Here is a 25,157-nt window from a genome sequence, read left to right on the forward strand (position 1 = left end):
AAGCCCATGCGATTCGCATCCAAATGGCTGTCCCTGTTCCTGACCGGCAACCTGGTCCTGCTGATCCTCGCCGGCATGATCGCCGGTACGCTGCTCGGGCTGGCCTGGCCCGCCGCCGGCCAGAGCGCGGCGCTGCTCGGTGCGATGTTCGTCAGCGCGCTCAAGGCGATCGCGCCGCTGCTGGTCCTGCTGCTGGTCGCGTCGTCGATCGCCAACAAGCGCCGCGGCAGTGCGACCGGGATGCAGGCGATCCTCGGCCTCTACCTGCTCGGCACGTTCGCGGCGGCGCTGGTCGCCGTCTGCGCGAGTTTCCTGTTCCCGTCGTCGCTGACGCTGGTGACCGCGGCAAGCGCGAATGCGCCGCCGGCCGGGATCACCGGGGTGCTGCGCGGCCTGCTGTTCCAAGTGTTCGACAACCCAGTCCACGCGGTCGCCAACGCCAACTACATCGGCGTGCTCGCCTGGGGCGCGGCACTCGGCTTCGCGCTGCACCACGGCAGCGAGCCGACGCGCCAGATCCTCGCCGACGTCGCGCACGCGGTATCGCGCATCGTGCAGATCGTCATCCGCTTCGCACCGCTGGGCGTGTTCGGTCTGGTCGCCGAATCGGTCGCGACGACGGGGTTCGACGCGCTGCGCTCCTACTCGCACCTGCTGCTGGTGCTGCTCGGCGCGATGGCCTTCGTCGCGCTGGTCGTCAATCCGCTGATCGTTGCCGTCGTCACCCGGCGCAACCCGTATCCGCTGGTGTTCACCTGCCTGCGCGAAAGCGGCCTGACCGCGTTCTTCACCCGCAGCTCGGCGGCGAACATTCCGGTCAACATGCAGCTGTGCGAGCGGCTGGGGCTCAACGAGGACACCTACTCGGTGTCGATCCCGCTCGGCGCGACGATCAATATGGCCGGCGCGGCGATCACCATCACCGTGCTGACGCTGGCTGCGGCGCACACGCTCGGCATCGTCGTCGACCTGCCGACGGCGCTGCTGCTCAGCGTGGTCGCCAGCATCGCCGCCTGCGGCGCGTCGGGCGTGGCCGGCGGCTCGCTGCTGCTGATCCCGATGGCGTCCGGCCTGTTCGGCATCGGCAACGACGTGGCGATGCAGATCGTCGCGATCGGCTTCATCATCAGCGTGATTCAGGATTCGGCCGAGACCGCGCTCAACAGCTCGACCGACGTGCTGTTCACCGCCGCCGCGTGCATCGCGCGCGAGCCGCGGCGCTGACGCCAGTTCTCCGGCTCGATCTCGCGCCGCATCCGGTAGTCGCCGGCCCCGGGTGGACTGCCGTTGCGGCACCGCCCCGGGCGGTGGCGGCGGCCGTTGACGCCCGGGGGGACGTGGTTGATAGTGGCGCTTTGTTAATATTTACGAAGCGGCGTCAGCTTCCAGCTGGTTGACGAAAGCTTTGGCCGTGAACCGGCCCCTGCCTGTCCGGCCACGCCGTCTGTCCCCCCGCCCACCCCTGTCAGGAGTCCCCATGTTCCGTTCCCTGCTTGCCGCCGCCGGTTTCGGTGGCGCCCAGGTCGATACCCGCATCACCACGACCGCGCTCGTCCCCGGCGGGCCACTGGCCGGCGCGGTCGTGCTCAAGGGCGGCGCGGTCGACCAGACGGTCGAGGGCCTGCAGCTGGCGCTGTGCACCGAGGTCGAAGTCGAGAGCGACAACGGCGAATACACCACCGGTCACGTGCTGGCGCACTGGCCGCTGAACGAGCGTTTCGTGCTGCGTGCCGGCGAGACGATGTCGATTCCGGTCAGCACCGTGCTGCCGGGCGAAACGCCGGTGACCGCGCTGCCGTGCCGCGACAACCGCACGCGCGTCTGGCTCGAAACGCGACTGGCGATCGCCAGCGCCGTCGACGCATCGGACCGCGACCCGCTGGCGGTCGGGCCGACCGAGGCGATGCAGTGCGTGATCACGGCGATGGGCCGGCTCGGCTTCACGCTGGCACGTGCCGACGTCGAGGCGGGCTACCTGAACACCCCGGTCGGCCGCAGCCAGAGCGGCTGCTACCAGGAACTCGAGTTCCGTCTGGCCGGTGTCGGCGGGCTGGCCGAGGTCGAGATTTCCTTCCTGCCCGGCACCGGCGTGACGCACGTGCTGGTCGAGATCGACCGGCGCTTCCGCGGCGACAGCTACCGTTTCGTCAGCATCGCGCACGCGGGCCTGTCGGTCGACGCCGTACAGCGCCAGCTGGCGCCGCTGTTCTACTGAGGCGCCGCCATGCCGCGTCAGCTGCAACAACACGCCGTGCGGCTCGAGCTCGACGGCGACCATCTGGTCCACGACAACCTGTCGGGCGCCTGCGTCACCGGCGATGCGCTGTGGGTCGCCGGCGACGAGGCGTGCGGGCTCGACCGACTGCGCAGGCTGATGCCGGTCGACGGCGAGACGCTGCGCTTCGGCGATGCCCGGCATTTCCCGCTGGCCGACTATCTCGATTTGCCCGATGCCGCCGATGTCGAGGCCGATATCGAGGGACTCGCCTGCACCGACGGCTATCTGTGGCTGGTCGGCTCGCACGGACTCAAGCGCAAGAGCCCCAAGCCCGGCCGCGACGACAACCTCGAACGGCTGGCGACGCTGAGCTACGACGGCAACCGCTGCCTGCTGGCGCGCATCCCGGTCGTCACCGGCGATGACGGCCTGCCGGCGCTGGCGCGCGAAGCGCCGGACGGCCGCTGCGCGGCGGTGCTCAAGGGAAGCAAGCGCCGCAACGAACTGACCGAACTGCTGGCCGATGATGCGCAGCTGGCGCCGTTCCTGGCGATTCCGGGCAAGGACAACGGCCTCGACATCGAGGGGCTGGCGCTGCACGGTGACCGGCTGCTGCTCGGCCTGCGCGGGCCGGTATTGCGCGGCTGGTCGTGCGTGCTCGAAATCGCCGTCGAGGAGCGCAAGGGCAGGCTGCGACTGCGCCCGCTGGGCAAGGGCGGGTCGCTCTACCGCAAGCACTTCCTGCGGCTGGCCGGGCTCGGCGTCCGCGACCTGCACATGGATGGCGACGACCTGCTGATCCTGGCCGGCCCGACCATGGTGCTCGACGGCGCGATCCGGGTGTTCCGCTGGCCGGGCGCGGCGCAGGCGCTCGCGGCCTTGCCGGACGGCGACGCTGCGGCGATGTGGTGGGACGCTGCGGTCGAACAGCTGGCGCTGCCGCACGGCACTGGCGAGGACCGCGCCGAAGCGCTGTGTGCGCTGCCGGCCGACTGGGCCGGCCCGCGCCGCTGGCTGGTGCTGTACGACGCCCCGTCGGCGTCGCGCAAGCGCGGCGCTCAGTCGGTGACCGGTGATCTGTTGCTGAGCGCGGCACCCAAGTAATCGTCGGGCCGCCGGCCGGAATGACCTCCGGCACGGTGGATGGAAAAACGGGATCGACGGCCTGTGCCCCGATCCCGTTTTCACGTGCGCAGTCCGTGGTTCGGCCGCCTATTCGACCGTGACCGACTTGGCCAGGTTGCGCGGCTTGTCGACGTCGGTACCGCGCTGCAGCGCCGCGTGGTAGGCGAGCAGCTGCACCGGCACCGCATGGACGACCGGGCTGAGCACGCCGATATGTCGCGGCGTGCGGATCACGTGGACGCCGTCCGATTCGCTGAAGTGGCTGTCGAGGTCGGCGAACACGAACAGCTCGCCGCCGCGGGCGCGGACTTCCTGCATGTTCGACTTCACCTTCTCGAGCAGGCTGTCGTTCGGCGCGATCACCACCACCGGCATATTGGCGTCGACCAGCGCCAGCGGGCCGTGCTTGAGTTCGCCGGCCGGATAGGCCTCGGCATGGATGTAGCTGATTTCCTTGAGCTTGAGCGCGCCTTCGAGCGCGATCGGGTAATGCACGCCGCGGCCGAGGAAGAGCGCGTGGTCCTTGGTGGCGAACTTCTGCGCCCAGGCGGTGATCTGCGGCTCGAGGTTGAGCGCGTGCTGCACCGAGCCGGGCAGGTGGCGCAGCCCTTCCATGTAGTCGTGCTCGGTTGCCGCATCGAGCCGGCCGCGCAGCCTGGCGAGCGTGCCGGCGAGCGCGAACAGCGCGATCAGCTGGGTGGTGAACGCCTTGGTCGACGCGACGCCGATTTCGGCGCCGGCGCGGGTGTAGAACACCAGGTCCGATGCGCGCGGGATCGCGCTTTCTCGCACGTTGCAGATCGACAGCGTCTTGTCGTGGCCGAGCGATTTCGCGTATTTCAGCGCTTCCATCGTGTCGAGCGTTTCGCCGGACTGGCTGATCGTGACGATAAGGTGCGACGGGTTGGCGACGGCGGCGCGGTAGCGGTATTCGCTGGCCACCTCGACATTGCACGGCACACCGGCGATCGCCTCGATCCAGTAACGCGCGACCGACGCTGCGTAATAGCTGGTGCCGCAAGCTAGGATCTGCACGCCCTGCACCTGCGGCAGCAGCCCGGCGGCCTTTTCGCCGAACAGCGCCGGCACGAAGCCGGCGTCGAGCAGCGGGGCGATCGTGTCGGCGATCGCCTTCGGCTGCTCGTGGATTTCCTTCTGCATGTAGTGGCTGTACGGTCCGAGCTCGAGCGAGGCGAGCGACACGTCCGACAGGTGCACGTCGCGGCTGATCGCGACGCCGTTGCGGTCGAACAGCTCGATGCCTTCGCGGCGTACGCGCGCGGTATCGCCTTCTTCCATGAAGATCACCCGGCGCGTTGCCGACAGCACCGCCGACACGTCCGAGGCGATCAGGTTCTCGCCGTCGCCGAGGCCGATCAGGAGCGGGCAGCCCATGCGGGCGACGACCATCTGGTCGGGCGCATCGCGCGCGATCACGGCGATCGCGTACGCGCCGGTCAGCTCGCGTGCCGCCTGCTGCACCGCGCCGAGCAGGTTGCCGGACTCGCGGTAGTAGGCGTGGACGAGGTGGGCGATGACTTCGGTGTCGGTCTGCGATTCGAACACATAGCCGCGCGCCTCGAGCTGGTCGCGTTTTTCGTCGTGGTTCTCGATGATGCCGTTGTGGACGACGGCGACCAGGCCGCCGGAGACGTGCGGGTGGGCGTTCGGCTCGGTGACGCCGCCGTGCGTCGCCCAGCGGGTGTGGCCGATGCCGAGCTCGCCGCTCAGTGCGGTTTCGCGCGTTGCAGCATCGAGTTCGGCGACGCGGCCGACCCGGCGCACGCGGCGGATTTCGCCGTCGAGCACCGCGATGCCGGCCGAGTCGTAGCCGCGGTACTCAAGCCGCGCCAGCCCCTCGATCAGCGCCGGGACCACATTGCGCGACGAAATCGCACCGACAATACCGCACATAGGCAACTCCAGAATTTTTGCGTTGCACAAAATTTATGCGATCCGGGCAGCCTTGTCTTTACAGAAAAACCCGCAAACCGGCCGTCGGCTTCGCAGCCTGGCCGATGGGTGGTCGGAATTGGCCGACTAGAGTAGGAGAAGGGCGAAGCAAGGCTCGCCCCGGCGCCCCGCCGTTGTTCTCGGGGCAGGAGCACGCATGGCTACTCGGCTGCTGTCGCTCGGGATGTTCGGAGTGCGTCTGCTGGACCGCATCCTCACCGCGCCCGCCGTCCTTCCGCACGAGCTCGCCGACGATCTGGTCGACGAAATCAACTATTACCTGCCGTGCACGTACGGGCGCGAGCAGCGCCTGCTGTTCCAGCTCGCGTGCGAACTGCACGAGGCGCTCGGCGAGGCGTTCACCCGCGTCGACGGCATGGCGGCGCGGCGCAGGGCGGTGGCCCTGATCGACGCGCTGCTGGCGCGCGACCCGCAGCCCGAGGGCTGAAGCCTGGCGCGGTTGGTGAATGCAACGCCGCCAGCCGGGCCCGCCGCGCTCAATCGCCGAGGTGCGGATCGCGTGCGAGCATTGCATCGACCGCGTGCCGGCGGGCCTTCTCCCTGTGCTGGCGTTTGCGGTCGTCGTCGGCCAGCGCCTTGTACAGCGATACGCACAGCCCGACCATGATCAGCGCGAACGGCAGCGCCGAGACGATGGACAGCGTCTGCAGCGCCTTGAGCCCGCCGGTGAACAGCAGCACGATCGCCATCGCCGCGATCACTACGCCCCAGACGAGCTTGATCCATGCCGGCGGATCGTGGCGCCCCTTGGTCGACAGCATGCCGAGCACAAGGTTGGCCGAGTCGGCCGAGGTGACGAAGAAACTCGCGATCAGCGCCAGTGCCAGCACCGACAGCACGTGGCCGAGCGGCAGCGCGCCGAGCAGCGCGAACAGCGTTTTGGCGTAGTCCTGCTGCTGCACCGCCAGCAGGTTGATGCCTTCCATCAGCTGCTGGTGGATGGCCGTGCCGCCGAAGGCCGAAAACCACAGGAAGCTGACCAGGCTCGGCGCCAGCAGCACGCCGACGACGAATTCGCGGATCGTCCGGCCCTTGGAGACACGGGCGATGAACAGCCCGACGAATGGCGCCCAGGTGATCCACCACGCCCAGTAGAACAGCGTCCAGTCGGCGACCCACGAGCCCTTGCTGAACGGCGTCAGCCGCAGGCTCATGAACGAGAGATTGTTGATGTAGCCGCCGAGCGTCGTGGTGAACGACTCGAAAATGAACAGCGTCGGCCCGAAGACGAGCAGTGCGGCCAGCAGCAGCGCGGCGATGCCGATGTTCAGGTTCGACAGCCACTGGATGCCGCGGCCGACGCCCGACAGCGAGGAGGCGATCGCCAGCCCCATCGCAACGACGATGATGATGATGTGCAGCGAATCGGTATCGGGCACGCCGAGCGTATAGGTCAGGCCGCCGCCGATCTGCAGCGTGCCGAGGCCGAGCGAGGTGACGACGCCGCAGGCGGTGGCGATCACCGCAAGGACGTCGACCAGCTTGCCGAGATTGCCGTTGACCCGGTCGCCGAACAACGGCCGGAACGCCTCGGACACCAGCGCCGGCAGCCCGCGGTTGAAGCTGAAGTAGCCGATCGCCAGCCCCATCACGCTGTAGATCGCCCACGGGTGCAGCCCCCAGTGGAAAAAGGTGTAGCGCAATGCGGTACGCGCGGCGTCGGCGGTCAGCGCTTCGCCCGACGGCGGCGTGGCAAAGTGCGCCAGCGGTTCGGCAGCGCCCCAGAACACCAGGCCGATGCCCATGCCGGCCGAGAACAGCATCGCGAACCAGCTGACGCGCGAGAACTCCGGCTCGGCATCGTCGCCGCCGAGGCGGATCGCGCCGAAACGGCCGAAGGCGAGGTAGAGCGCGAACAGCAGAAAGCCGAAAACCGACAGCAGGTAGAACCAGCCGAAACCGCCGATCGTGCCCGACAGCAGCGTCTGGGTGGCGGCACTCATGCTGGCCGGCGCGAGCGCTCCCCAGGCGACGAAGGCGAGTGCAACCGCGAGCGAGACGACAAAGACCATGCAAATCTCCCGTGTTCCGTTCTTTTTAGGCTAACACCGGTAGCGGCCGCCGAAGTGCGTCAACGCAATTCGTTGACGCCGGACAGCAAAACGCCCCCGCACGGGCGGGGGCGTTGCAGGCGCGGCTGCGGGCGTCAGTTGGCGACCAGCTGTCCGCCGGCGTCGCGTACCCGGTCGCCGACGGCGAACGGCGGCTGTTGCTGGTAGCTGAAGCTGCGCTGACTGCCGTCCTCGAACGACACGACCACGTCGTAATAGACCGTCTTGCGGACGTTTTTCTCGATCGCGTTGCCGGCCAGTGCGCCGCCGATCGCGCCGACGACCGTCGCGACGGTGTTGCCGCGACCGCTGCCGACCTGATGGCCGAGCACGCCGCCGACGACGCCGCCGGCGACGGCGCCGCCGCCGCTGGCCTGGCCGGCCTCTTCGCGCGTCTGCACCGCGACGACGCGGCCGCAGCTGGCGCAGACCTGCTGAACCGGCGCCGGACGGGTTTCGGCCTGTTCATGATGCGGGGCCGGCGTCGGTTTCGGCTTCGGCCGCGGGGTCGGCCTGGGGCTAGGGCGCGGCGTCGGTGCCGGGGTGGCGACCGGCGTCGGTGTCACCACCGGGGCGAGCACGGCCGGCGCCGACGCGACGGCCGATGCAACGGCCGGCTGGCTGGCGATGATCATCACCGGCTCGCTGGCGACCGGCGCCGGCGCGACACCGACCCAGCCCATCATCTTGGCGATGCCGACGCCGGCCGCGAGGATCACGGCGCCGGCGGCGGCGAGAAACACCGGGTGGGTTTTCGGGGCGTTCGACATGCGGAGGGCCTCCTTCGGGCTATGCGTCGATATGCGTCAATCATGAAGCAGCGCCCAGTCTAGCGTCAGTGACCCCGGCCACACGCCGGCCCGGCACTTTTTACGCGATGTCAACCGATGCCGGACCGGCCGCTGCCGTCGCGCCAGCTGCGCAGGCCGAGGATGCGCTCGCCGAGTGCCGACAGTTCGGCGCGCGGATAACGCGACTGCTCCCAGCGGCGCGGATCGCCCGGAAAGGCATGGCCGCGCGCCGGTTCGCGCTGCTGCCAGCTGCGGATGCGCCAGTCGCGCAGCTCGGCATTGGCCTCGTCGGCCGGCGTGAACGAGATGTACTGCGCCAGCCTGACCTTGTCGGCCGAGGTGTTCGGCCGGATGCCGTGTGCGAGCAGGCTGTTGAAGATCAGCAGTTCGCCGGCCTGCATCGGGATGAAACGCACCGGGTACGGCACGCTGGCGAGGTCCGGCTGCCACGGGTTGCGCTCCAACGGCGCCGTTTCGCACCACCGGTCGAAATTGGCGAACAGCTCGGGAATGCACTGGAAGCCGCCGCCGTCCTCGCTGGTGTCCGACAGCGCCAGCACGCCCTGGACGTTGACCGGGCGCGGATCGAGCGAGGTGTCGGCGTCCCAGTGGATGAAGCCGCCGAACTTGCGCACGCCGGCATTCGGCGTATTCAGGTTGGCGCGGTCGATCGTCACCCACAGATCCTCGCGGTCCCAGATGTCGACGAAGGCATCGTAGACGCGCGGCGTCTGGCGGTTGTCCCACAGCGTCTGGTTCTGGTAGGCCTCGACCATGCCCGAGCCGTTGAGCTCGCGCATGTCGTTCTCGCGCAGCTGCGGTGCGTTCCAGCTGGCCGGATCGGCCGGGTCGAGCTGCTGGAAGTCCCAGAGGAAGTCGGCCGTACGCCGGACGGCGCCGGCATCGACGGCCTGCCTGACGATCACGTAACCGTACTGCTGCCAGTGCGCGAAGTCGGCGTCGGACAGCACGCGCAGCGGCAGCTTCTTCTGCAGCGTGTGCAACTGGCGGTCTTCGGCGCGGTAGGAGACGGACGGGTTGCCCGGGCGGGCGTTGCCATAGTCGTAGCGGTCTTTCATGAGTGATCTCCGGATCGTGGTGGGCCGGGCTGCGGGCCCGTGCATGTAGTCCGGTGATTTTCACAACGTCCGTCGCCGGCAATGCGCGCCGGCTGGCTTCTATTGATACGATTCTGACCATCTGGTCGGGCATGAGCGCCGAATGCGTCCACAATTCGAACACATCACGGTTCCCGCCGGGCAGTCCTGGGCGCTGTTGTGGCGCGAGCTGCCGACCCTGCCGTTCGCCTGGCACTATCATCCGGAGTTCGAGCTGACGCTGACGCTGAACGCGCGCGGTCAGCGTTTCATTGCCGACCGGATCGACGACTTCGACGACGGTGATCTGGTGCTGCTCGGCCCCGAGCTGCCGCACAGCTGGGCGTAGGCCGAACGGCTCGATCCGGACAGGCCGGTGCTCGCGGTGGTCGTCTGGTTCCGCAGCGACTGGATCACCGCGCTGGCGCAGACCTTCCCCGAGTGCGCGCCGATCGCGCGGCTGGCCGATGCCGCCGGCCGCGGGCTGGCGTTTTCGCGCGAGGCCGCCGCGCAGGTCCGGCCGCTGCTGGCGTCGCTGCACGACAAGACGCCGGCCCTTCGGCTGGCGGCGCTGGCGGCGATGTCGGTCGGTGCCTTCCACCGCTTTTTCAGGCGCCACACCGAAACGACGGTGACTGCCTATCTTGCCCGCTTGCGCATCGGCTACGCCTGCCAGCAACTGATCCAGACCGACCGTGCCATCGGCGTGATCGCCGAAGCCGCCGGCTATGCCACGCTGGCGCATTTCAACCGCCAGTTCCGCGCCGCCAAAGGGGAAACGCCGCGGGCGTTCCGGCAGCGCTATCGCGAGCCGCGCGCGTCCTCGTCCTGAGCCAGCTCGGCCAGCGTGTCGAACAGCCGCGCCAGCAGCGGCGGAATGCTCGCCCGGCCGCGCCGCTCGGCGGCTTCGGCAATCGCCAGCGCCATGCCGGGCTTGGCCTCGCGGCGGATCGCGCGATGGATCAGCTCGGCCGTCCCCGGCACCGGCCCGCGGGTCCAGTGCGCGGCATCGCGGTAGACGTCGGCGAAGCCGTTCTCGAACAGGTAATGCTCGATGTCCCGCGACGGCAGCACCGTCAGGTGGCGCGCTTCGTCGCGGCCGTGCAGCAGGCCGCGCGTCTTGTTCGCGTAGAGCCTGCCGGCGTCGTCGCCGTCGGTGATCAGGTGCCAGCGGATGCCGAAGGCGTCGGCGAACTTGATCAGCGGCGCCAGCCCGGCCTGGGCGAATTCGACCGTGCGGATGCCGAGCACGCCGAGGTTGACGCCGTAGCGCCGTGCCAGCTCGGGCAGCAGCCAGAATTCGGTTTCGCCCTCGACCAGCAGCCAGGTGCGCGCGAACAGGCTGTTCGGCCGGTTGGCGCGGACGTGGAAGCCGACCTTGCGCGCATCCTGTCTGGACAGCGCATTGCGGCCCAGCTGGTAGACGAACACCTTGTCGTCGCCGCGCACCAGCCGCCGCAGGCTGTGGTGCGGAAAGCTCGCCAGCAGCTCGCCGCTGTTGGTGGTGACGAGCTTCTGCACCGGCAACTGCTCGATCAGCCCCCACAGCTGGACCAGCTGGGTCGGATGCAGGTGGGTTTCGGGGTCTTCGACCAGCAGCAGCGGCATTTCGCCGTCGTGCAGCGCCTCGGTGCCCCGCGCTTCGAGCAGCGCGCCGAGCAGGAACAGCAGCGCCAGTTGCTGGGTGCTGCTGCCGGCGCGGTTGGCGATCTCGAGCAGGCTGGCGTGGTCGCGGAAAGTGACCGGCGCGGCGGCGATGTCGTCGGAGAAGCGCTGCGTCGCCGGCGGATGCAGCCGGTCGGCGTGGCGGCACAGCAGCTCGCGCATCGCGGCGATACCCTGCTGCAGCACGTGCGGGCTGACGCGGTGCGGCTGCTGCAGCAGTGCCTCGAAGGTGCGCTGCACCGTTTCTGCCGGCGCATCGCCGGGTTCGAGCGCGATCGGCCCGTCGTCGGGCACGGCCGGCCCCAGCCACTGGGCCAGCTGCATTTCGCGGAGCCGCAGCACCGGGTGGCGCGCGACGAGTTCGCCGGCCAGCGCCTCGGTATCCGGGTGACGGCGGACCTTGCCGCTCGGGCCCAGCAGCTCGCGCCGCACCGAGATGCCGTCGCCATGGCGGCGTGCGGCAATGCGCAGGCTGACGCGCCAGCGGCCCCTGCGGTCGCGCCAGGCCAGCGGGACCAGGGTCGGCGAGGGCTGCGTCGGTTCGTCGTCGCCGAAAGTCAGCGTGATCGCCAGCCAGTTGGCGGGGATACCGTCCGCATCGTGGTGGAAGTCGTCGAGGTCGAAGTGCGGGCCGGCCACGGCGGCCGGGCCGAGGCAGCGGGCCAGCGCTTCGATCAGGCTGGTCTTGCCCCAGTTGTTCTCGCCGAACAGCACCGTGCGGTCGGCGTCGAGCGCAACCGCGATCCGGCTGATGCCGCGGAAATTGTCGATCTGCAGGTGGATAAGGCGCATGGCGTACTCCGTACCAGCCCCAAGCATGGCGCGTGCCGTTGCGGCAGGCAACCGGTACCGGCGTAAAAAAACCCGGCCGGGGCCGGGTTTCAGGCGAGTGCAGCTTTGTTGTTAGAGCTTGAAGCGGCGGATCTGCCCGGCCAGCTGTTCGGAGACCGACTTGATCGACTGCGCCGCGTCGACGGTGCCGCGCGCGGCGGCCAGCGTGCCGTTCGACGACTGCGCGACCTCGTCGACGTCGTTGCGGATCGCCCGGCTGGCGCCGACCTGGTCGGCGAGCGTGCGGCCGATGCCGTCGACGACCAGGGCGGTCGCCTCGGTCTCGGCGCGGATCGCCTTGACCGCCTCGCCGCCTTCCTTGGCCTGCAGGATGCCCTGCTTGAGCTGCTCGACCATGTCGTCCATCCGCGTCTTGGCGTTCTGGCTGCTGGTCTGTACCGCGCTGATCGTGTTGCCGATTTCCTGCGTCGCCGTGCTGGTGCGCTCGGCGAGCTTGCGGACCTCGTCGGCGACGACGGCAAAGCCGCGGCCCTGTTCGCCGGCGCGGGCGGCCTCGATCGCCGCGTTCAGCGCCAGCAGGTTGGTCTGGTCGGCAACGTCGCGGATCACCGCGATCACCGCCGAAATGCTGCCGACCCGCGCGGCAAGCTCGTCGATGCTGCCCTGGGTGTCGCCGACCGACTGCTCGGTCTCGCTCAGCCGCGCGACGGCAGCCGAGATCACCTGCTGGCCCTTGGCCGAAATACCGGTCGCCGATTCGCTCTGACGGCGCGCGGTATCGGCTTCCGTTTCGGCGCTCTGGGTCTGCTCGGCAAAACGTTCGGCGGTCTGGGCGATCCGGCGGGCCGCTTCGCCCTGCGCCTCGACCAGACGGTTGCTGCCTTCGGCCTTGCCGACGATGTCGTCGCTGGTCCGGTGCAGGGTGCCGACGGCGGTCTGCAGCTCCTGCATCACGCTGCGCAGTGCGTCGCGCATCTTCAGTACCGAGCCGTAGATGCTGTTCGGCGCGACATCGCGGCGGCTGTTGCCGGCGGCAAGGTCGCCGTCGGCAACGCGCTGGACCAGCTTGAGCACTTCGCCGGGCTCGCCGCCGAGGTCGCGCAGCAGCCGGGCGACGGCGGTCAGCATCAGGCCGGCGACGATGCCGGCGACGATCAGGCAGGCGATGACCTGCCAGCGGGCGCTGGCCCAGAAGCGCGCATCGGCCTCGGCCGAGCTGACGCCGGTGCCGACGATCCAGTGCCAGCGCGGCGTGCGCTGGGCGACCGAGACGAGGTCGACGACCTTGCCTTCGCGCTCGCTGGTCCACGGGTATTCGGTCAGTGCGCCGCCGGACTTGTCGAGCGCGGCGATGGCGATGGCGCCGACGCTCTTGCCCTGCGCGTCCTTGAATTCGTTGAAGCTGGTGCCGTGCAGCTGCGGGTCGAGTGGCGTGGCGACGAACGTCAATTTGTCGTCAGTAACGTAGACGTACTCGGATTTGTGGTATTTGTTCTCGCGCAGGATCTGCGTCGCCAGTTTCTTGGCGTCGTCGTCGCTGATGCTGCCGCTCGCCGCGGCGCTTTCGAGCTGGGCGATCGTGTTGTACGTGCTCTTCATCAGCTGCTCGATGCGGGCACGGTTGTCGAGGTTGGCGGCATGGCGCATGGTGAACAGGCCGGCGAGCGTGACGCCGAGCAGCGCCACCAGTACCAAGGCTGACAGGCTCCAGGCCTTTAGACGCAAAGACATCGGAAACTCCGTTTAAAACGACGAGAACGTTGTAAGCATACAGTGAAATAAATCAGAAAAGACTGATTTAGGACAGACGCAGTTCAATGGCATGCAACGCGTGGTGGCCGCGCAACACCGGCGCCCGGCGGTGACGGCCGGGCGCATCGGAACCTTCGGTCCGGTCGGCCCGGAAAGTCCAGGAAGAAAAACAACACAAGGTATTGTATGAAAAAGGAAAATCAATGGATCGAGCCGGCGATCGCGACCTGCGCGGTCGTGCTGCTGCTGGCGCTGTCGTACCAGATACTGGCACCGTTCATTGCGGCGCTCGCCTGGGCCGGGATCCTGGTCTACGCCAGCTGGAAACCTTACGAAAAGCTGTCAAAATTGATGCGCGGCAACCGCTTGCTGCCGGCGCTGCTGCTGCTCGGCATCTTTGCGCTGGTGATCGTGCTGCCGCTGGTGATCGCCGGCGTCGAGCTGGCGTCGAACATGGACGGCATTTCGCACTGGCTGCAGGTGCACATCGAAGCGGGGCTGCCGCCGCTGCCGCAATGGCTGTCGTCGATGCCGTGGGCCGGGCCGAAGCTCAACGAATTCTGGTCCGGCCTGTCGCAGGGCGATCCGGAAGTCATCAACCGGCTCAAGGAATGGATGAAGCCGCTCGGCAGCATGCTGCTGCTGTTCGGCAAGGCGATCGGCAGCGGGCTGATGCTGATGCTGATGAGTCTGGCGTTCGCGTTCTTCTTCTATGTCGGCGGCCACGAGATCGTCCGCTGGTTCATCCGCGTACTGAACCGGATCGGCGGCAAGCGCGCCGAAGAACTGCTGATGATCGCCGCCGGCACCGTGCGCGGCGTGGTCTACGGTTTCATCGGCACCGCGCTGGTGCAGGGTGCGCTGGCGTGGTTCGGCTACTGGCTGGTCGGCGTCGAGAATGCCGCGGCCTTCGGCCTGGTCAGCTGCTTCCTGTCGCTGATCCCGGGCGGCCCGAGTCTGCTGGGGCTGCCGGTGGCGTTCTGGCTCTACCAGCAGGGCGATACCGGCTGGGCGGTCTTTCTCGGCATCTGGATGGTCGCGGTCGTCAGCATGGCCGACAACGTCGTCAAGCCGCTGTTCATCGGCAAGGAAAGCAATCTGCCCTTCGTGCTGATCCTCGTCGGCGTGCTCGGCGGCGCGCTGGCGTGGGGCGTGCTCGGCGTCTTCCTCGGCCCGACGCTGCTGGCGGTCAGCTACGCGCTGCTGCACAACTGGGCGGCAAGGCAGATGGAGTCGGATGATCAGGCTGCTGTGACCGGGCCGGACGACCAGGCGCGGTAAACCGCTCAGGCCGGCGTGATGCGCCGGTACGTCGCCGCCTGGCCATGGCACACGCCGGCGGCGTCGATCAGGTTCCAGACGGTGACGTCCTCGATCCAGAAGCGCCGGCCCGATCTGGCGATGCGCAGCCCGCGGTAGCCGCTGGCGTAGCCGTGGCGGGTGACGTCGGCGAGCAGGCGGTCGCGCTCGGCACGGTCCGGTGCCTCGGCCGACAGCCGCGACGGCAGGCCGACGAATTCGTCCCAGCCGTACTCGAAGCACGCCTGCGCCGCACGGTTGGCGTAGACGAAGCGCGGATCGGCTTGCGTGTCGTGCGCGAGCACGCAGAACGGCGCCGCCTCGTACAGCCAGCGTGCGGGATCGGGCTGTGCCGGATCGACGAGCTCGCGGCCGGTCAGGCGCAGGTGGCTGTCGCACAGCAGCGCGGCGAAAGCCGCGTCGTCGGGGCTGATGATCATCTTGGCGTCTCTCCATAGGCGTAGCCGGACCGGCCGATCTCGCCGCGCAGCCAGTCGACGAAGGTCGCGACGGCGGGGCGGTACGGCGGCGGTGCCGGCGAGACCAGCCAGTACGCGCCGGGCATCGGCACGCTGACCGGGAACACCCGGACCAGCCGTCCGGCGGCCAGATCGTCGTGGACCAGCACCTCACGCGCCAGGCCGATGCCCTGCCGGTCGAGGATCGACTGCACCAGCAGCCCCGAATCACTGAACACCAGCCCTTGTTGCGGTTCCGGCCAGTCGAGTCCGGCGGCAACGAACCAGTCGTGCCAGGGCTCGGTCGACGAGCGCAGCAGCGGCCAGCGCGCCAGATCGGCCGGGGTCGCCGGCAGGCCGCCGGGCAGGTCCGGGCTGGCGACGACGACGAAGGCGTCGCGCATCAGCGGTTCGCAATGCACGCCGGGCCAGCCGCCGGGACCGACGCGCAGGCCGAGGTCGATGCCTTCGGCGGCCAGATCCTCGCGGGCCTTGGTCGATCGGATCCAGATCTCGATTTCCGGGTGCCGGTCGATAAAGCTTCCCAGCCGCGGTGTCAGCCATTTGGCGGCGAACGACGGCAGGCAGGTCAGCACCACGCGCGGCCGGGCGCGCTCGTGCTGCAGCCCGGCGATCGTCTCGCCGATCTCGCACAGGCTGGCGTTGAGCGTTGCCGCCAGCCGCCGGCCCTCGCTGGTCAGCCTGACGCCGCGGCCGTCGCGGACGAACAGCGCGAAGCCCAGCGTCTCCTCGAGCGCGCGGATCTGGTGACTGACCGCGCCGTGGGTGACGAAGAGTTCGTCGGCGGCACGGCCGAAATGGCCATGCCGCGCCGCTGCCTCGAACGCGCGCAGCGCCGGGAGGGAGGGCAGGCGGCCCGGTGCCTTGAATGGTGAATCCATTTCACATGTCTGGCGAGAAATGATGGTTTGTCGCGGCCGGGGCCGCTGCCGAAAATGCTCGCATGACAATTGAATCGGCGCAAGCGGCGCGAGGGAAGACACCATGCTGGGTGAACTGGAACACCGGAGACTCGTGCGCGGAGAGGTGATCCGCATTCATGTATCGGCGCTGACGATCACCTCGGGCTTTGTCTGGGTGACCGACGACCGCGGCCGGGACCTGCTGCTGACGACCGGCGATCGCCTGCCCGGCGGCGAGTGGCTGGTCGAGGCGCTGCTGCCGTCGCGAATCCACTGGACGCCGCGCGGCTGGCGGGTCGCACTGCGGCAGGCCCTGAACCGCCTGCGCCGTCCGGCGGCCGCCGGACGGTGGGTGATACGTTAAGCGGCTCACAGCGCCCGCCCCCCGCTGCTGGCACGATGCATTCATTGCGATGAAACGGGGGGATGGACTTGTGAAACGATCGGTCATCAACGGAATGCTGGCGCTGCTGCTCGCCGGCAGTGCGGCGCTGGCGAGTGCGCAGGGCTGGCGTGAAGGCCGTCATTACTCGCCGGGCGAGGTCGTCAGCTATCAGGGGCGGCAGTACCGGGCGATTCAGGGCCACGATGCGCACCGCGGGGCCAACTGGAATCCGCGCGATGCGGCGTCGCTGTGGCAGCCGCTCGATGGTCGCCGCGGCTGGCACGACGACGGCCGCTACCGCCCGGACCCGCGCTATGACGACGGCCAGTATCACCCCGACCCGCGTTACGACGACGGCCGCTGGCGGCCCGACGTGCGCAGCGACGAGTGGCGCCGCCGCCATTGGGAAGAAATAGGTCGCCGCCGGCCGGACGGCTGGCGCGACGGCCACCGCTACGGCGGCGGCGAATGGGTCTGGTATCGCGGCCGGGCTTACGAGGCGCGGCGGCCGGCGAGCGAGGCGGAGCTGTGGATGAATCCGCTGCAGCAGCCGGGACTGTGGCTCGACATCACGGCCACGCTGCGCTGATTACTGGTAGCCGTCTTCCTTGGTATCGACGGTGATGCGCAGCAGCTTGCCGCTGGTGCCGGTGACGCCGCCGCCGACGAAGGTCAGCCGGCCTTCCTTCTTGTAGTAGGTCTCGAAGCGGTAGGCGTCCTTGCCGAAGTAGAACGGCACCCAGGCCTTGCCGGTGGTGTAGGTCTTGGTATCGCTCGGCGTGCCGATCAGGTCGTCGACCTGGCGCTGCGACATGCCGATCTGCAGCTTGCCGAACTTGCTCTTCTTCGCCGGCGTGCCGACGATCTCGCCCTCGAAGGTGCCGTCCTTGGACATCACCTTGCGGCCGCCCGGCGTCGGTGCGTCGGGCTGCGGCTGTTGCGCCGCCGCCTTGCCGTTGGCTGCAGCGGCTTTGCCGCCGTTCGACGCCGTGGACGACGATGCGGTCGTGCCGGGCTGGTTGGCGCAGGCGGCCAGCAGCAGGGCGGCGGCGAGCAGGGCGAGGCGGGGGCGACGGAACATCTGGATCTCCGGGGCAAGGCTGCCGCAATGGCGTCAGCGCAGAAACGAAAACAGGCTGCCGGAGCAGCCTGTTGTCATATTAACAAAGCGTTACAAATCTTACTTGAGCTTTGCAAGCTGCTGTTGCAGTTTTGCCAGCTTGTCAGCCAGTTCGGCGATCTGCGCGCGGTCCTTCTCGACCAGATGCGCCGGCGCCTTGTCGACATAGCCCGGCTTTTCGAGCTTGGCGGTCATCTTGCCGAGGCCTTCTTCGGTCTTGGCGATCTCCTTGGTCAGCCGCGCGGTTTCGGCGGCCTTGTCGACTTCGACCTTGAGCATCAGCCGCGTGGTACCGGCGACGGCGACCGGGGCATCGTCTTCGGGCAGCTTGGCGACGACGTTGACTTCGGACAGCTTGGCCAGCGACTTCAGGTACTCGGCGTAGCGCACGAGCGTCGCATCGCCTTCGATGAACATCGGCACCCTGGTTGACGGCGGCAGGCCCATTTCACCGCGCAGATTGCGCGCGGCAAAGGCGATCGCCTTCAGCGCATCGACGTCGGCGTAGGCGGCCGGGTCGATCTTGCTCTCGTCGGCGACCGGCCACTTGGCGATCATCAGCGACTCGGTGTCCTTCTTGCCGGCCAGCGGCGCAACGATCTGCCACAGCTCCTCGGAAATGAACGGCATGATCGGATGGACGAGCCGCAGGATCGTTTCGAGCACGCGGATCAGGGTGCGGCGGGTGGCGCGCTGCTGCGCCTCGGTGCCGGTCTGTACCGCCACCTTGGCCAGTTCGAGATACCAGTCGCAGTACTCGTTCCAGACGAACTCGTAGATCGCCTGTGCGGCGAGGTCGAAGCGGAAGGTGTCGAGCGCCAGCGTCACCGCCTTCTCGGCTTCCTGCAGCTTGCCGATGATCCAGCGGTCGGCGAAGCCGTAGTCGAGTTCGGCCCCCCCATTCGAGCCAACTTCGAGACCGCAGTCCTTGCCTTCGACGTTCATCAGCACGAAGCGGGTGGCGTTCCACAGCTTGTTGCAGAAGTTGCGATAACCCTCGCAGCGCTTCTGGTCGAAGTTGATCGAGCGGCCCAGCGATGCCAGCGACGCAAAGGTGAAACGCAGCGCGTCGACGCCGTAGGCCGGAATGCCGTCCGGGAATTCCTTCTCGGTCTTCTTGGCGACTTGCGGCGCCTTTTCCGGGCGGCGCAGGCCGGTGGTGCGCTTTTCCAAGAGCGGTGCCAGCGCGATGCCGTCGATCAGGTCGACCGGGTCGAGCACGTTGCCTTCGGACTTGGACATCTTCTTGCCCTCGCCGTCGCGCACGAGGCCGTGCACGTAGACGTGGGTGAACGGCACCTTGCCGGTGAAGTGCGTCGTCATCATGATCATCCGGGCCACCCAGAAGAAGATGATGTCGTAGCCGGTGACCAGCACCGACGAAGGGAGGAAGGCCTTCAGCTCATTGGTGTCATTCGGCCAGCCCATGCTCGAGAACGGCACCAAGGCCGAAGAGAACCAGGTGTCGAGCACGTCGTTGTCGCGGCTCAGGGGCTTGCCGCCCGACTGCTTCAGCGCCTCTTCCTCGGTGCGGGCAACGTAAACCTTGCCGTCGGCGTCGTACCACGCCGGAATCTGGTGGCCCCACCACAGCTGGCGGCTGATGCACCAGTCCTGGATGTTGTTGAGCCACGCGTAATAGGTATTGACCCAGTCGCCCGGCACGAACTGCACTTCACCGTTTTGGACGACTTCGAGCGCCTTCTGGGTGATGCTCTTGCCGGTGGCTTCGTCCGGCTTGCTCATCGCGACAAACCACTGGTCGGTCAGCATCGGCTCGATCACCGTGCCGGTGCGATCGCCGCGCGGCACCATCAGCTTGTGCTTCTTGGCTTCGACCAGCAGACCCTGTGCTTCGAGGTCGGCGAGCATCGCCTTGCGGGCGTCGCGGGTCGACAGGCCGGCGTAGGCGGCCGGCAGCGCGATGGACTCGAAGGCGGTGCCGTCGAAACCGAACACCTGCGCGTTCGGCAGGATGGTCGCCGTCAGGCTCATCACGTTGATCAGCTTGGTGTCGTGGCGCTTGCCGACCTGATAGTCGTTGAAGTCGTGCGCCGGGGTGATCTTGACGAAGCCGGTGCCGAATTCCTTGTCGACGTATTCGTCGGCAATCACCGGAATGGTACGGCCGGTCAGCGGCAGTTCGAGCTGCTTGCCCAGCAGGTGCCGGTAGCGCTCGTCCTCGGGGTTGATCGCCACCGCGACGTCGCCGAGCAGGGTTTCCGGCCGGGTGGTGGCGACGGTGATGAACTCGTCCGAACCGACCACCGGGTACTTGATGTGCCACATGTGGCCGTCTTCTTCCTCGCTGACCACTTCGAGGTCGGACACGGCGGTGCCGAGCACCGGGTCCCAGTTCACCAGCCGCTTGCCGCGGTAGATCAGGCCCTGTTCATAGAGACGAACGAAGACCTCGGACACGCAGGTCGACATCTTGTCGTCCATCGTGAAGTACTCGCGGCCCCAGTCGACCGACGCGCCCATCCGGCGCATCTGGCCGGTGATGGTGTCGCCCGATTGTTTCTTCCAGTCCCAGACCTTCTCGATGAAGGCCGGGCGGCCGAGTTCGTGGCGGCTGGTGCCCTGCGCGTCGAGCTGCCGTTCGACGACGATCTGCGTCGCGATGCCGGCGTGGTCGGTGCCCGGCAGCCACAGCGTATTGTCGCCGCGCATCCGGTGGTAGCGGGTCAGCCCGTCCATGATGGTCTGGTTGAACGCATGGCCCATGTGCAGCGTGCCGGTGACGTTCGGCGGCGGCAGCTGGATGCAGAACGACGGCGCGGCCATGTCCATGCTCGGGCTGAAGTAGTTCGCGCCTTCCCAGCGCGGGTACCAGCTGGCTTCGATGGCGGCCGGTTCAAAACTCTTGGCGAGTTGGTCGAGTGCAGTGCTCATGGGCGGGCGACGGAAAATCGGTGAAAACGGTCGATTATACAGGGTGGCGGCCTATGCGGCGGCGGGGGCCGCCTCCCGGTTCCGGCGCGGCCGACGAAATCCGGCCGGCCGGGCTGCGCTCGCGGGCCGTACCGCCCCGGTGTGGCCGCGGTGCGCACGCACCGGCAGCGCCATTGCACCGGGCTTTGCCAGCCGCGCCGGGGCGGGGCGAGCCGGTAATCGTACTGGTTGGGATTTCCCGCGCAGTCAGCCACAATGATAAAAGAGTAATTCTCTTGTTCACCGTGTCCCAGGAGGTAGTGCCCATGTCCCAAGATGGCGAAGCGAACCTGAATCAGGAAGAACTGATCGGCGATCTGCGCAACGTGCTGGCAGAAACCGAATCGATGCTCAAGGAAGTCGTTGCCGACGGCTCCGAGCAGGGCAAGGCGCTGCGCGAGAAGATCGCCGCCAACCTCACGGTTGCCAAGGCCAAGCTGATCGAAACCGAGCGCCTCGTCGCCGGCAAGGCCAAGGTCGCTGCCAAAGCCACCGACGAATACGTGCACGAGAACCCGTGGGCCTCGGTCGGCATTGCCGCCGGCGTGGGTTTCCTGCTCGGCCTCCTGGTCTCGCGCCGCTGAGCGCGGCTGACAAAATCCTGCTGGCGGCGTTGAGCCCACTTGCCGTACTGCCTGGTACTGCTGTGACCGAAAGGAACCCCAACGGGGCTTTTCGCACGCCTTGCCAGCGCCGTTGCACCGGATTTTGTCTGCCGCACTAGCCATGTTCCCGTCGGCTTGCGTGCAGGACGGCGTTTCGGGCATCTTGCCCGTCCCTTTTTCCTGAGCCCGTGTCGCATACATGAGCGAAACCGAACCGGCCGGCAACGGCCACACCAATGTCCTCAAACGGCTGGCCGGCAGTGCGCTCGGGCTGTTGCATGCGCATCTGGGCATCCTGTCGATCGAGCTTGAGGAAGCGCGCGAGCGTGTGCTGAAAACGCTGGTTCTTGGCGTCCTCGGTGCCGGCCTGTTGCTACTTGCGCTGCTGGCGATCACCCTCGGCGCCATCCTGCTCGTGCCCGAGCCTTGGCGCGTGTACACCGTGGTCGTGCTGGTGCTGGTCTTCCTGCTGGTTGGTGCCGGCTGCCTGTGGTTTGCGTGGAGCGGCATCCGCTACGCCAAGACGCCGTTTGCGCTGACGATCGAAGAGCTGCGCCGCGACAAGGAGCACTTCCTGCGATGAGCGATCCGCGCCTCAAAGGCCGCGAGGCCCGCAAGCAGTTGCTGCAGCTCGAGGCGGAAACGCACCGGCTGCAGATCGCCGTCTGCCTGACCGAAATCCGCGCGCCACTCGCCAAGGGGCAGCGGGGCTTGCTGTGGCTGTCGGTCTTCAAGAAGCTGCAGGGCAACGCCGGCGTGCTGATGCTGGCGAGCAGGCTGTTCTCGAAGAAGTACCGCGTCCGCGGCATTGCGCAGATGATCCCGGTGGCGCTCGGCGCGTGGAAGGTGGCGCTGCTGGTGCGGCGGTTGTTCAAGCGTAGCTGATCGTTGCCCGGAGTTTGCTGATGTCGAGCGTTTCTCAGCGTGATCGAGCCTTGGCCTTGCTGGCCAAGACCGGCATCTGGTCCGGCAACTATCAGCCCCTGTTGTTTCGCCTGCTCTGGCGCCTGGGCTTCAATGTGCCGCCGCCCCACTTCGCCGGTTTTGGTACCGCAGTCTTGCTGTCCGGACTGGAGTTTGCCTGCATATGGGGCGGGTTCATGTGGTTTGTTGTCTGGCGGAGTAGTGGCATGTCCGCGATGTCTGCAGTGAGCTTTGCCGGCGCGACCGGCGCTCTCTTCGGCCTAGTGATGGGGCTTTACTATGCCTACGGCAGGAAAAAGCACCACCTGCCACCGTGGCAAACACTGGGATGAACAATAAGGGTGAAATACCAATGACGGTGTGTATTCGGCATGCCGTGCCCGCAGACGCGGAGCGTATCCAGTTCCTTGTACGCCGAGCTCGTCGGCAATCCGGAAGTCTCGGTTCGGCCTGAGCGGATTGCCCGTATTGCCGACGATACCAACACGGCGCTTTTTGTCGCCGAAATGCGTGGCTGCATTTGCTGTACGGCGCTGGTGTCGCTGTGCAATGACGTCATGTTCGATTCACAACCGTTCGCGGTGGTGGAAAACGTCGTCGTCACTTCGGCCTGTCGGAATGCCGGTGTTGGTCGTTCGCTGTTTGAGCAGATCGAGGCCTTCTGCCTCGCTGCAGATTGTTCCAAGATCATGTTGCTGAGTTCTGCCGAACGGGTCGACGCACATCGTTTTTTCGAACGTGTCGGGTTTGTGGGGGCGACGAAACGCGGTTTCGTGAAATATCGGCGCCATTTTTCTGCGGCGGCAAATCGGGCGTAGCAGTGTTTCGTCGTTCTGGTGGTGGCGGGCTCTTGGAGCCAAATGAAAAAGCGCGGTCGAAGCCGCGCTTTTTGTTTTGTCATAGGCCCGTGAATCAGGCCGCCGCCCGATGCCTCGCCGCAACCATATTCCCCGGCTTCAACCGCCGCAGCGCGATCCCGTTGCGGTTGAACACATGGAAGGCCGCGGCCGGGGCGGAGAGGTCGATCTGGTCGCCGATGTGCACGGCGCGCTCGCCGTCACCGCGCACCACGACGTCTTGACCGTTTGCCAGCGTCAAATACAGGTAGTTGGCTTCGCCGAGGTGTTCGACCAGGTTGACCCTGCCGCGGAAGCGCTCGCTGCCGGCGTCGCCTTCCCACAGGTGTTCGGAGCGGATGCCGATGCTGACCTTGTCGCCGACGGCGAGGCTGCTGCCGTCGACTTCGGTGCGGACGATCTGGTCGCCGGCGACCTTGACCGCGACGCCGGTGGCCGACGCTTCGGCGACGATGCCGTCGATCAGGTTCATTCTCGGCGAGCCGATGAAGGTCGCGACGAACAGGTTGGCCGGCTGCTGGTACAGCTCGAGCGGGCTGCCGGCCTGCTGGATGTGGCCGTCGTGCATCACGACGATCTTGTCGCCCAGCGTCATCGCTTCGACCTGATCGTGGGTCACGTAGACGATGGTTGCGGCCAGATCCTTGTGCAGCTTGGCGATCTCGAGCCGGGTCTGCACGCGCAGTGCGGCGTCGAGGTTCGAGAGCGGCTCGTCGAACAGGAACAGCTTGGGCTCGCGGACGATGGCGCGGCCGATCGCGACGCGCTGGCGCTGGCCGCCCGAGAGTTCGCGCGGCAGCCGTTCGAGCAGGTGGTCGATCTTGAGGATGCCGGCGGCGTGGCGGATGCGGCGGTCGATTTCGTCCTTCCTGGCGCCGGCAATCTTCAGCCCGAACGCCATGTTCTTGTAGACATTCATGTGCGGGTAGAGCGCGTAGCTCTGGAACACCATGGCGATGCCGCGTTCGGCTGGCGGCAGCTCGTTGACGCGGGTGTGGTCGATTTCCAGATCGCCGCCGCTGATCGATTCGAGGCCCGACAGCATCCGGAGCAGCGTCGACTTGCCGCAGCCCGACGGGCCGACGAGGACGACAAACTCGCCATCGTTGATGTCGAGGTTGATGCCGGACAGCACGTTGTTCTTGCCGTCGTAGGATTTGGTCAGGTTCTTCAGTGCAACTTGGGACATGGAGGTCACTCCGAATTCTTGGATCAAATGAGCGCGAGATGCCGGATCGCCGTCGCGAACCGGGGCAGGGCAAGACGGCCGCGGTGCACGCAATGGGCGAGAACCCGAAAGCCGTGCGAGCAGCGCCCGCCCTGCACCGGTGCAGCAGGCGAGGCGGTCATTTCACTGCGCCGGCGGTGATGCCGCGGATCAGTTGTCGCGATGCGAACACGTACATCACGAGGACAGGCAGGACGGCGAGCGAGAGCGAGGCGAGCACGGCGTTCCAGTCGGTCACGTACTGGCCGATGAACTGCTGCACGCCGAGGGTGACGGTCTGGGTTTCCTCGCCGGGGGCGAGGATCAGCGGGAACCACAGGTCGTTCCAGATCGGCACCATGGTGAACACGGCGACGGTGGCGACGGCCGGGCGGATCAGCGGCAGGATGATCTGGAAGAAGATCTTGAACTCGCCGACGCCATCGCAGCGCGCCGCTTCCTTCAGTTCCTTGGGCACCTGCTGGATGAACTCGCCAAGAATCATGATCGCCAGCGGCAGCCCCTGCGCCACATAGACGAGGATCAGCGCGGTCAGCGTGTTGGTCAGGTCGAGTTTGACGATCAGTTCCAGGATCGACACGGTGCCAAGGCGGATCGGCACCATGATGCCGAAGGCCATGTAGATCGCCAGCAGCTTGCTGCCGCGGAACTTGTACTCGGACAGCGCCCATGCCGCCATGGCGCCAAGCACGAGGATCAGCACCAGCGACACCAGCGTCACCGTCAGGCTGTTGCCGAAGAAGTGGATGAACGGCGACTTGGCGAGCACCTTCTCGAAGCCGATCAGCGACCACGTTTCAGCGGTCGGCAGCGACAGCGGCGAGTCGAAAATGCCGTCCTTGCTCTTCACCGAGTTGATGATCACCAGCAGGATCGGGAACAGCGCTAGCAGCGTGTAGCCGCCGAGCACCAGATGGGTGAAGCCGGTGCCGGCCGCGCGGGTGACTTTGTGTTTCATG

Annotated in this window: 26 protein-coding genes; 14 read left to right on the plus strand and 12 right to left on the minus strand. The window is 67.3% G+C overall.

Translation table 11 applies throughout. The features are described from left to right. Positions 1–6 precede the first annotated feature (6 nt). The 3 genes from sstT (at position 7) to BJP62_RS13575 (ending at position 3,322) form a co-directional block, all read left to right on the plus strand. Complete coding sequence (gene sstT, locus BJP62_RS13565; protein ID WP_070530383.1) at positions 7–1,224, plus strand: serine/threonine transporter SstT; 1,218 nt, start codon at positions 7–9, stop codon at positions 1,222–1,224. A gap of 253 nt (positions 1,225–1,477) precedes the next feature. Then, a complete protein-coding gene (locus tag BJP62_RS13570) occupies positions 1,478–2,215 on the plus strand; it encodes a sporulation protein (protein ID WP_070530384.1) in 738 nt (245 codons plus the stop codon). A 9-nt stretch (positions 2,216–2,224) separates the two neighbouring features. Next, positions 2,225–3,322 carry a DUF3616 domain-containing protein gene (locus tag BJP62_RS13575; protein ID WP_070530386.1) on the plus strand — a complete coding sequence of 366 codons (1,098 nt, stop codon included), beginning with the start codon at positions 2,225–2,227 and terminating at the stop codon, positions 3,320–3,322. Positions 3,323–3,430: 108 nt separating this feature from the next. On the opposite strand, the gene glmS is transcribed toward BJP62_RS13575, so the two are convergent. Then, the gene (glmS, locus tag BJP62_RS13580; RefSeq protein ID WP_070530388.1) at positions 3,431–5,257 is read right to left on the minus strand and encodes a glutamine--fructose-6-phosphate transaminase (isomerizing); all 1,827 of its coding nucleotides are present in this window, start codon (positions 5,255–5,257) and stop codon (positions 3,431–3,433) included. Positions 5,258–5,453: 196 nt separating this feature from the next. Between glmS and BJP62_RS13585 the strand changes: the two genes are divergently transcribed. Next, positions 5,454–5,744 (plus strand): hypothetical protein, encoded by a 291-nt coding sequence (locus BJP62_RS13585; RefSeq protein WP_070530390.1) that lies wholly within the window; start codon positions 5,454–5,456, stop codon positions 5,742–5,744. Positions 5,745–5,793: 49 nt separating this feature from the next. Here BJP62_RS13585 and BJP62_RS13590 read toward each other — a convergent pair whose 3' ends face one another. The 3 genes from BJP62_RS13590 to BJP62_RS13600 form a co-directional block, all read right to left on the minus strand. Continuing rightward, entirely contained in the window at positions 5,794–7,329 is a 1,536-nt protein-coding gene (locus BJP62_RS13590; protein WP_070530392.1) for a BCCT family transporter, read from the minus strand. Between the two features lie 134 nt (positions 7,330–7,463). Next, positions 7,464–8,138 carry a glycine zipper 2TM domain-containing protein gene (locus BJP62_RS19220; protein ID WP_070530394.1) on the minus strand — a complete coding sequence of 225 codons (675 nt, stop codon included), beginning with the start codon at positions 8,136–8,138 and terminating at the stop codon, positions 7,464–7,466. A gap of 110 nt (positions 8,139–8,248) precedes the next feature. Then, positions 8,249–9,238, minus strand: coding sequence for a phytanoyl-CoA dioxygenase family protein (locus BJP62_RS13600; RefSeq protein ID WP_070530399.1), 990 nt, complete (start codon positions 9,236–9,238; stop codon positions 8,249–8,251). Positions 9,239–9,380: 142 nt separating this feature from the next. Here BJP62_RS13600 and BJP62_RS19070 point away from each other — a divergent pair, with 142 nt between their 5' ends. Together BJP62_RS19070 and BJP62_RS19075 are read left to right on the plus strand one after the other, a co-directional pair. Then, positions 9,381–9,605 carry a hypothetical protein gene (locus tag BJP62_RS19070; protein WP_236943608.1) on the plus strand — a complete coding sequence of 75 codons (225 nt, stop codon included), beginning with the start codon at positions 9,381–9,383 and terminating at the stop codon, positions 9,603–9,605. Positions 9,606–9,632: 27 nt separating this feature from the next. Continuing rightward, positions 9,633–10,088, plus strand: a complete 456-nt coding sequence (locus tag BJP62_RS19075; RefSeq protein ID WP_236943609.1) for a helix-turn-helix transcriptional regulator — start codon at positions 9,633–9,635, stop codon at positions 10,086–10,088. On the opposite strand, the gene BJP62_RS13610 is transcribed toward BJP62_RS19075, so the two are convergent. Then, positions 10,058–11,713 (minus strand): DUF2813 domain-containing protein, encoded by a 1,656-nt coding sequence (locus BJP62_RS13610; protein ID WP_070530401.1) that lies wholly within the window; start codon positions 11,711–11,713, stop codon positions 10,058–10,060. The two genes, BJP62_RS19075 and BJP62_RS13610, sit on opposite strands and share 31 nt — an antisense overlap. Positions 11,714–11,824: 111 nt before the next feature. Beyond that, the gene (locus BJP62_RS13615) at positions 11,825–13,444 is read right to left on the minus strand and encodes a methyl-accepting chemotaxis protein (protein WP_070530403.1); all 1,620 of its coding nucleotides are present in this window, start codon (positions 13,442–13,444) and stop codon (positions 11,825–11,827) included. A 207-nt stretch (positions 13,445–13,651) separates the two neighbouring features. Between BJP62_RS13615 and BJP62_RS13620 the strand changes: the two genes are divergently transcribed. After that, entirely contained in the window at positions 13,652–14,746 is a 1,095-nt protein-coding gene (locus BJP62_RS13620) for an AI-2E family transporter (RefSeq protein ID WP_070530404.1), read from the plus strand. A gap of 5 nt (positions 14,747–14,751) precedes the next feature. Here BJP62_RS13620 and BJP62_RS13625 read toward each other — a convergent pair whose 3' ends face one another. Then, positions 14,752–15,204, minus strand: a complete 453-nt coding sequence (locus BJP62_RS13625) for an MEKHLA domain-containing protein (RefSeq protein ID WP_070530406.1) — start codon at positions 15,202–15,204, stop codon at positions 14,752–14,754. Continuing rightward, positions 15,201–16,124 (minus strand): transcriptional regulator GcvA, encoded by a 924-nt coding sequence (gcvA, locus tag BJP62_RS13630; RefSeq protein WP_070530408.1) that lies wholly within the window; start codon positions 16,122–16,124, stop codon positions 15,201–15,203. Before gcvA ends, BJP62_RS13625 begins: the two co-directional genes overlap by 4 nt. Positions 16,125–16,227: 103 nt before the next feature. On the opposite strand from gcvA, the gene BJP62_RS13635 reads away from it, so the two are divergent. Both BJP62_RS13635 and BJP62_RS13640 read left to right on the plus strand, forming a co-directional pair. After that, positions 16,228–16,509: a hypothetical protein gene (locus tag BJP62_RS13635; protein WP_070530410.1), complete on the plus strand. Its 282-nt coding sequence runs from the start codon at positions 16,228–16,230 to the stop codon at positions 16,507–16,509. Positions 16,510–16,579: 70 nt separating this feature from the next. Beyond that, a complete protein-coding gene (locus BJP62_RS13640; RefSeq protein WP_145927210.1) occupies positions 16,580–17,119 on the plus strand; it encodes a carbohydrate-binding protein in 540 nt (179 codons plus the stop codon). Here BJP62_RS13640 and BJP62_RS13645 read toward each other — a convergent pair whose 3' ends face one another. Both BJP62_RS13645 and BJP62_RS13650 read right to left on the minus strand, forming a co-directional pair. Then, on the minus strand, positions 17,120–17,611 hold the full coding sequence (locus tag BJP62_RS13645; protein WP_070530413.1) for an outer membrane protein assembly factor BamE: 492 nt from the start codon (positions 17,609–17,611) through the stop codon (positions 17,120–17,122). It abuts the gene before it with no gap. 99 nt (positions 17,612–17,710) lie between these two features. Further along, positions 17,711–20,545 carry a valine--tRNA ligase gene (locus tag BJP62_RS13650; protein ID WP_070530415.1) on the minus strand — a complete coding sequence of 945 codons (2,835 nt, stop codon included), beginning with the start codon at positions 20,543–20,545 and terminating at the stop codon, positions 17,711–17,713. A gap of 305 nt (positions 20,546–20,850) precedes the next feature. Between BJP62_RS13650 and BJP62_RS13655 the strand changes: the two genes are divergently transcribed. The 5 genes from BJP62_RS13655 (at position 20,851) to BJP62_RS13675 (ending at position 22,931) form a co-directional block, all read left to right on the plus strand. Further along, positions 20,851–21,168: a YqjD family protein gene (locus BJP62_RS13655; protein WP_070530417.1), complete on the plus strand. Its 318-nt coding sequence runs from the start codon at positions 20,851–20,853 to the stop codon at positions 21,166–21,168. Between the two features lie 220 nt (positions 21,169–21,388). Next, on the plus strand, positions 21,389–21,772 hold the full coding sequence (locus tag BJP62_RS13660) for a phage holin family protein (protein WP_070530418.1): 384 nt from the start codon (positions 21,389–21,391) through the stop codon (positions 21,770–21,772). Continuing rightward, positions 21,769–22,074: a hypothetical protein gene (locus tag BJP62_RS13665; protein ID WP_070530423.1), complete on the plus strand. Its 306-nt coding sequence runs from the start codon at positions 21,769–21,771 to the stop codon at positions 22,072–22,074. Before BJP62_RS13660 ends, BJP62_RS13665 begins: the two co-directional genes overlap by 4 nt. 20 nt (positions 22,075–22,094) lie before the next feature. After that, positions 22,095–22,445 carry a DUF6404 family protein gene (locus BJP62_RS13670; protein WP_070530425.1) on the plus strand — a complete coding sequence of 117 codons (351 nt, stop codon included), beginning with the start codon at positions 22,095–22,097 and terminating at the stop codon, positions 22,443–22,445. 75 nt (positions 22,446–22,520) lie between these two features. Next, positions 22,521–22,931: a GNAT family N-acetyltransferase gene (locus BJP62_RS13675; RefSeq protein WP_205700904.1), complete on the plus strand. Its 411-nt coding sequence runs from the start codon at positions 22,521–22,523 to the stop codon at positions 22,929–22,931. Positions 22,932–23,025: 94 nt separating this feature from the next. On the opposite strand, the gene BJP62_RS13680 is transcribed toward BJP62_RS13675, so the two are convergent. Both BJP62_RS13680 and BJP62_RS13685 read right to left on the minus strand, forming a co-directional pair. Then, the gene (locus BJP62_RS13680; protein ID WP_070530426.1) at positions 23,026–24,159 is read right to left on the minus strand and encodes an ABC transporter ATP-binding protein; all 1,134 of its coding nucleotides are present in this window, start codon (positions 24,157–24,159) and stop codon (positions 23,026–23,028) included. Between the two features lie 157 nt (positions 24,160–24,316). Next, the gene (locus tag BJP62_RS13685) at positions 24,317–25,156 is read right to left on the minus strand and encodes a carbohydrate ABC transporter permease (RefSeq protein WP_070530428.1); all 840 of its coding nucleotides are present in this window, start codon (positions 25,154–25,156) and stop codon (positions 24,317–24,319) included. Between the last annotated feature and the right edge of the window lies 1 nt (position 25,157).

This window comes from Jeongeupia sp. USM3, assembly GCF_001808185.1.
In the GTDB taxonomy this organism is placed as follows: Bacteria; Pseudomonadota; Gammaproteobacteria; order Burkholderiales; family Chitinibacteraceae; genus Jeongeupia.